The 5,594-nt window shown below is 62.4% G+C and carries 5 protein-coding genes and 1 tRNA gene; 3 read left to right on the top strand and 3 right to left on the bottom strand.

All coding sequences use genetic code 11. The features are described 5' to 3' along the window. Positions 1 to 151: 151 nt before the first annotated feature. Entirely contained in the window at positions 152 to 886 is a 735-nt protein-coding gene (locus QN357_RS17605; RefSeq protein ID WP_134562039.1) for a flavodoxin family protein, read from the bottom strand. A gap of 84 nt (positions 887 to 970) precedes the next feature. Here QN357_RS17605 and QN357_RS17600 point away from each other — a divergent pair, with 84 nt between their 5' ends. Then, on the top strand, positions 971 to 2,356 hold the full coding sequence (locus tag QN357_RS17600) for an MFS transporter (RefSeq protein WP_134558641.1): 1,386 nt from the start codon (positions 971 to 973) through the stop codon (positions 2,354 to 2,356). Positions 2,357 to 2,457: 101 nt separating this feature from the next. Then, positions 2,458 to 2,530, top strand: a tRNA-Arg gene (locus QN357_RS17595). Between the two features lie 55 nt (positions 2,531 to 2,585). Here QN357_RS17595 and QN357_RS17590 read toward each other — a convergent pair. Together QN357_RS17590 and QN357_RS17585 are read right to left on the bottom strand one after the other, a co-directional pair. Continuing rightward, positions 2,586 to 3,860, bottom strand: coding sequence for a tyrosine-type recombinase/integrase (locus tag QN357_RS17590; protein WP_323505284.1), 1,275 nt, complete (start codon positions 3,858 to 3,860; stop codon positions 2,586 to 2,588). Beyond that, complete coding sequence (locus QN357_RS17585) at positions 3,853 to 4,122, bottom strand: helix-turn-helix domain-containing protein (protein WP_322188738.1); 270 nt, start codon at positions 4,120 to 4,122, stop codon at positions 3,853 to 3,855. Before QN357_RS17585 ends, QN357_RS17590 begins: the two co-directional genes overlap by 8 nt. Before the next feature lie 265 nt (positions 4,123 to 4,387). Between QN357_RS17585 and QN357_RS17580 the strand changes: the two genes are divergently transcribed. Then, on the top strand, positions 4,388 to 5,452 hold the full coding sequence (locus QN357_RS17580; RefSeq protein WP_322188736.1) for a DNA-methyltransferase: 1,065 nt from the start codon (positions 4,388 to 4,390) through the stop codon (positions 5,450 to 5,452). Positions 5,453 to 5,594: the final 142 nt, after the last annotated feature.

The raw sequence follows: 5,594 nt of genomic DNA, 5'->3' as shown, positions 1-5,594 counted from the left end.
CTACTACGCTGAAACAAACGGCCCGATAGATATCGAAGCCGCCAACAAAACGGCGGCATGAAAACCGGGACGGTTCATGGTCCTTCGTGTGGGTGGTGGGTCTGGGTCTGGGTCGGGGTTCTGGTGGGTTCTGGTGGGTACCGGGTTCGGTTCAGCGGTACTCGGGGTTGGGCTCGAAGCCGAAGCGCTCGCCGGAGTCCCAGTCCTTGCGGAGGTTCCCGTAGGCGGGGAAGCCGCCGTTGGCCTTCAGGATCGCCGCGAGGTGCATCAGGTTCCAGGTCATGAAGGTCGTGTTGCGGTTGGTGAAGTCGTTCAGGGGGCCGCCGGACCCGGCGTCCAGGTAGCTCGGACCCGGCCCGATCTCGCCGATCCAACCGGCGTCCGCGGCCGGCGGGATCGAGTAGCCGATGTGCTGCAGGCTGTAGAGGATGTTCGACGAGCAGTGCTTCACGCCATCCTCGTTGCCGGTGATGATGGCGCCGCCGACCTTGCCGTAATAGACGTACTGGCCCTTGTCGTTGAACTCTCCACTCATCGCGTAGAGCCGCTCGATCACGCGTTTCGTCACCGAACTGTTGTCGCCGAGCCAGATCGGGCCGCCGATCACGAGGATGTCCGCCGTCTGCACCTTGTCGAAGAGCGCCGGCCAGGCATCCGTCTTCCAGCCGTGCTCCGTCATGTCGGGATAGACGCCGGTCGCGATGTCGTGGTCGATCGCCCGGATCGTTTCGGCGTAGACGCCCTGCTCGTGCATCAGGTTCATGCTCAGGTCGATGATCGCCTGGGTATTGCTGGCTTCGGGGCTCCGCTTGAGCGTGCAATTGATGAACAGGGCACGCAGCCCGGAATAGTCGTAGGAGGCCTGGGTATTACGGCTCGGGGTCATGGCGCCAGTGTTGCACCCGCTCCGCGCACCGGCTACCCCGGGGCGCGGGTTCACTTCGTCCGGGATCCGGGGTTAGATTGCCGGGTGACTCCTCGCGAACGCCGCATCCTGATCGTCGCCGTCCTCTCCTCCTTCGTCGCGTTCCTCGACGGGTCCATCGTCAACGTCGCACTCCCCGCGATCTCCCGCGAACTCGGCGGCGGCCTCACCCTGCAGCAGTGGGTCGTCGACGGCTACCTGCTCTCCCTCGGCGCCCTGATCCTCGTGGCCGGCTCGCTCTCGGATACCTTCGGCCGGGTGCGCGTTCTGCGGGTCGGCCTGATCTGGTTCGGGATCACTTCTCTCGCGTGCGCCGTCGCACCGTGGGGCGCCGCCCTCGTCGTCGCGCGGATCCTGCAGGGCGCTGCTGCCGCCCTTCTCGTTCCGAGCTCCCTCGCGCTCATCACCTCGACGTTCACCGGTCCTGCCCAGGGCCGGGCGATCGGCGTCTGGACAGGCTGGACCGGCATCGCGGGCATCGCCGGGCCCATCCTCGGCGGCGTCCTGGTCGACACGAGCAGCTGGCGGCTCGTGTTCGCGATCAACGTGCTCCCGATCGTGGCGACCCTCATCGTGCTCGCCGGAGTGCGGGAACCGGCGCGCACCGCTCCGGCCGCCCGGATCGACGTCGCCGGGGCCTGCCTCGCCGTCGTCGGCCTCGGCGGTCCCGTTTTCGCGCTCATCGAGCAGGGTCGGCTCGGCTGGGGCAGTCCCATCGTGTACCTGCCGCTCGTCTTCGGGCTGCTCTCCCTCGCCGCGTTCCTCTGGTGGGAGGCGCGCGCTCCGCACCCGATGATGCCCCTCGGCCTCTTCCGGGTGCGCAATTTCTGGGCAGGCAACCTCGCGACCGTCGGCATCTACGGTGCGCTGAGCCTCGGTTTCTTCATCTTCGCCGTCTACCTGCAACAGGTCGGCGGCCTCTCGGCGACGAGCGCGGGACTCGCGGGCATCCCGGCGACCCTGATGATGCTGTTCTTCTCGACATTGTTCGGCGGGCTCGCCGGCCGGTTCGGCCCGCGACTCTTCATGACCCTGGGTCCGATCGTGGCGGGCATCGGCTTCCTGATCCTGACCCTGGCCGTTCCCCCGGTGGATGTCTGGCGCACCGTGATCCCCGGCATCGCCGTCGTGGGCCTCGGGCTCTCGATCACGGTGGCACCCCTGACGGGCGCCGTGCTCGGCTCCATCCATCCTGAGCAGGCCGGAATCGGCTCGGCGATCAACAACGCCGTCTCCCGGGTCGCCGGACTCATCATGATCGCCTTCGCCGGCACGATCGCCGGCGAACAGCTCGGCGTCGCCGGGTTCCAGCGGGTCCTGCTGGTCACCGCCACGCTCATGTTCGCCGGCGCACTCGTGTCGTGGCTCGGCATCCGCACCCCGAAGAGCGGGGCGGATGCCGCAGCGCCTGCGGCAGGGGAACCCGCCTGAGCGCGGCATCCGCGCCTCTCCCACCTGCCCTCGAACGGGAGGGGCCGGGAAATCTGTTATAGTTTCTAAGTTGTCTTCGCGAAGGATTTCGCCTGACACATGCGCTCGTAGCTCAACGGATAGAGCATCTGACTACGGATCAGAAGGTTGGGGGTTCGAATCCCTTCGGGCGCACGTAAAAACCCCCGCAATCATTGAGATTGCGGGGGTTTTCTTTTTGGTGGGATTTTCAGTCGCCACTTTCATTCGCCACATTGGGGCCCAGCAGGTCGCTGAGGATGGCCGAATTGTCGACCACTCGACGGCGCTTTCTCCCGATGTAGTACTTGGCGGTGACCTTGGAGCCCTCGATGTACGGGAGGGCGTGCCCCAGTTGGGCGGATGCCGCGGCGAGGTCGTCTTCTTCTTCAATCCAGGAAGCGACGCATGCCCGCAGCGTCTTCATCTCGACCCAGTCCAATGACGTGCCAAGCCGGGCCGCGCGCCATGAGCGCCCAATATTGTGCGAGTTCACGAAATTTCCTGTGCCCGTCGAGAAGACGTATTCCGGGTGACCGTTGAGCGCTGCCTGGCGCGAAAGCGCGTCGAGTGCAAATTTCGGCAGCGTTATCGTGCGCTTGCCGGCCATGGTCTTTGTAGCGGCCTGATAGTGCAATCCCAAACCCTTCAATTCGACGAGGGTCCCGCAAACACTGACGGTTCGATTTACGTAGTCCACATCTCGATGCCTCAGGCCCAGAAGCTCATTTATGCGAAGTCCCGTTCCACCCAAGATTTCGACCACATCAGTGAGGACGAATGACCTATCTCGCTGAGCACCGCCGACGCCGGCTCGCGCTGTGCGCCACGCGAAAACCAACTGCCTCATGTGCTGGAAATCTCCCGCGCTGAGAACTTCGGGCGGCTCCTGCGCTGCGCGCGGTATGGTCGGTGTTTCCGCGACAATGTTGTGCGACAGCGCCTTGTCCAAAACGGAGTCTGCCACGACATGCTTGAGCATCCATCGGACTCGTCGCGCAGCGGAGGGTTGCGAATGCGAGAGCGACGTGAAATAGCGTTTGAGGTCGCCCGCATCGAGCTGTTGAATTTCCTTGTGCCCATATTTAGCCAGCAAAATGAGTGCGACCTGCCGATATGCATCCCTAGTCTGGGCGCGGCGCAGTGGGTCGCTGTCTACGGATTGGAACCACAGCGCGACGGCATCTCGAACCAGCGTATTTGGCCGAGTCCTATGGATTTCGGTCGTGAACTCCTCGGCAATCTGGACACCATCCAGGTCCACCCGGCGCCTCGGCTTGGCAGCGGGTTCAGTGGCGGAAAGGAGCTTGGTCTTTAGAGCTTGGACGGCGAGGTCCTCATCAGCGTCCTGAGCAGTGAAAGGGTAGAGCCTCCCACCTTCTTCAAAACGGATGCGCGCTTTCGCCTGAAAGTTCCCATTCGGGAGCAGGCGTGTGGAAACCTTCCCGAAAGGCGAGCCCCCAACGGGGAGGATCCGATTAGCCACGGTTGACGTCCTCGGCCTTTGCTGCAGCCCTGGCCACCATCCTCACTACGACGCTGGACGATTTGTTCCCACCGGCCATGAACCAAACGTCGACAGCCTGTTGGGTGAAACGCAGGTAACGCCCAACAAAATGGCCTTCCGGGCCGCCGCCTGTAGTCCGCCATTTGTAGAGGGTTGCCAGCGGGACGCGCAGAATCTCGGAAACCTCCTTTGCCGTGAGGAGTGGAGTTCGGGGTGATGTCTGAAACGACGTGAGCGTCATGATGTGTCTGTACTTTCCGGTTGCTTGGCCGGAGCGGGAATCCCCGATCCACGGAGTACATGCGCGGGACAGTTTTCTGTTTTGTGCAGCCCGAAGCGGTTTCTGGAGTGAGTGGGGGTGACTGAACGCCGGCGGACCACGATCGTTTGGTGTCTTCCGCCCGTCGACGGAACTAGTCGAGCCAGGTCAACTGTGCCGCGAACCTTCCGGACCGCATGGACATGCGCGGTGACCCGCCCCGTGGCCCCGTTATGGTTGTGGCTAGATGACAACTCAAGAGATCGACAGCCGTTCCAAAAGAGAGCTTGTCTCGGTTCTGCATGGCGACGCGTGGGATCTACTCAAGGACTTCCCGCCTTCAATGTTTGATTGTGTGTTGACTGACCCGCCGTTCGCAATCGGGCTGACGAAGAATGAGTATGGGCGTCCTCATTGGGACCGTTCCAAGATCGCGATGAACCCGGACTTCTGGCAGGAGGTACGCCGGGTCATGAAGCCGGGGAGCAATCTCCTCGCGTTCGGTCATCCCAAGACCTTCGCCCGAATGTCGGTCGCAATTGAGGATGCCGGTTTCGAGGTAGTCGATTGTCTCGCGCTTATCCACGGCCAAGGTTTCGCGGCCGGATTTCGGCATCTAGACGCGGAACTGACGCGTGTCGGAGCCACCGACGCTGCCCGTGACTATGTTGGATTTGGCAACATGCTCAGGCCTGCGTTGGAGCCGATCCTCATGTTCCGCAACAAGTCGCCGCGGGAATCAATGGCAAACGTGATAGCAGCCGGCGGGGTCGGGGGGCTGAATGTCGATGCATGTCGAATACCCGCTGGTATGGAGAACCGCAGTCGAACGCCAGGCATTGTCAATGGAAACCAGACATGGCGAGTGGATCGCCCTGCGGGAGCTAAGTCAACACCGCCGCCGGCGGGTCGCCTGCCGAGCAACGTTCTCTTGCACCATACGGAACGCTGTACCAAAAATCATTGTCTCCGGGAATGTCCTGTAGCCCAGGTGCACGATCAAGGCCTATCGACTCGCGGTCGCAACGAAGACGCAACACGTTTCTACCAGACTTTCTTCCATCACCCGAAGGCATCGAAGAGCGAGAGACCCGAGGTGGGTGGGATGAGTGGGCCTACCGTCAAATCTCTGGCTGTCATGGATTGGCTCGTACAATTAGTGACTCGCCCAGGCCAACTTGTTCTGGACCCGTTCGCTGGCACGGGCACGACACTAGAGGCGTGCGCTCGAGCTGGCAGAAGGTCAATCGGCTTTGAAAAAGAGGCTGCGTACCTACCCCTAATCGAGCAGCGGCTTGAACGGTTGGGGTGACGCACTGAATGCTTCTCCGACTGTGTGTGTGATCAACTCTTTGTAGGCCGTTTCGGCGCTGGATTCCTGCCAAGTTAGCGGCTGGTTTCCTGCCAAATGAGCGCTAAAAATCAGGCCAGCAAATCCCGCCCAAGAAATGGGG

Source organism: Cryobacterium sp. RTC2.1 (assembly GCF_035018685.1).
Classification (GTDB): Bacteria; Actinomycetota; Actinomycetes; order Actinomycetales; family Microbacteriaceae; genus Cryobacterium; species Cryobacterium glucosi.
This window is presented reverse-complemented; position numbering and strand designations above follow the sequence as displayed.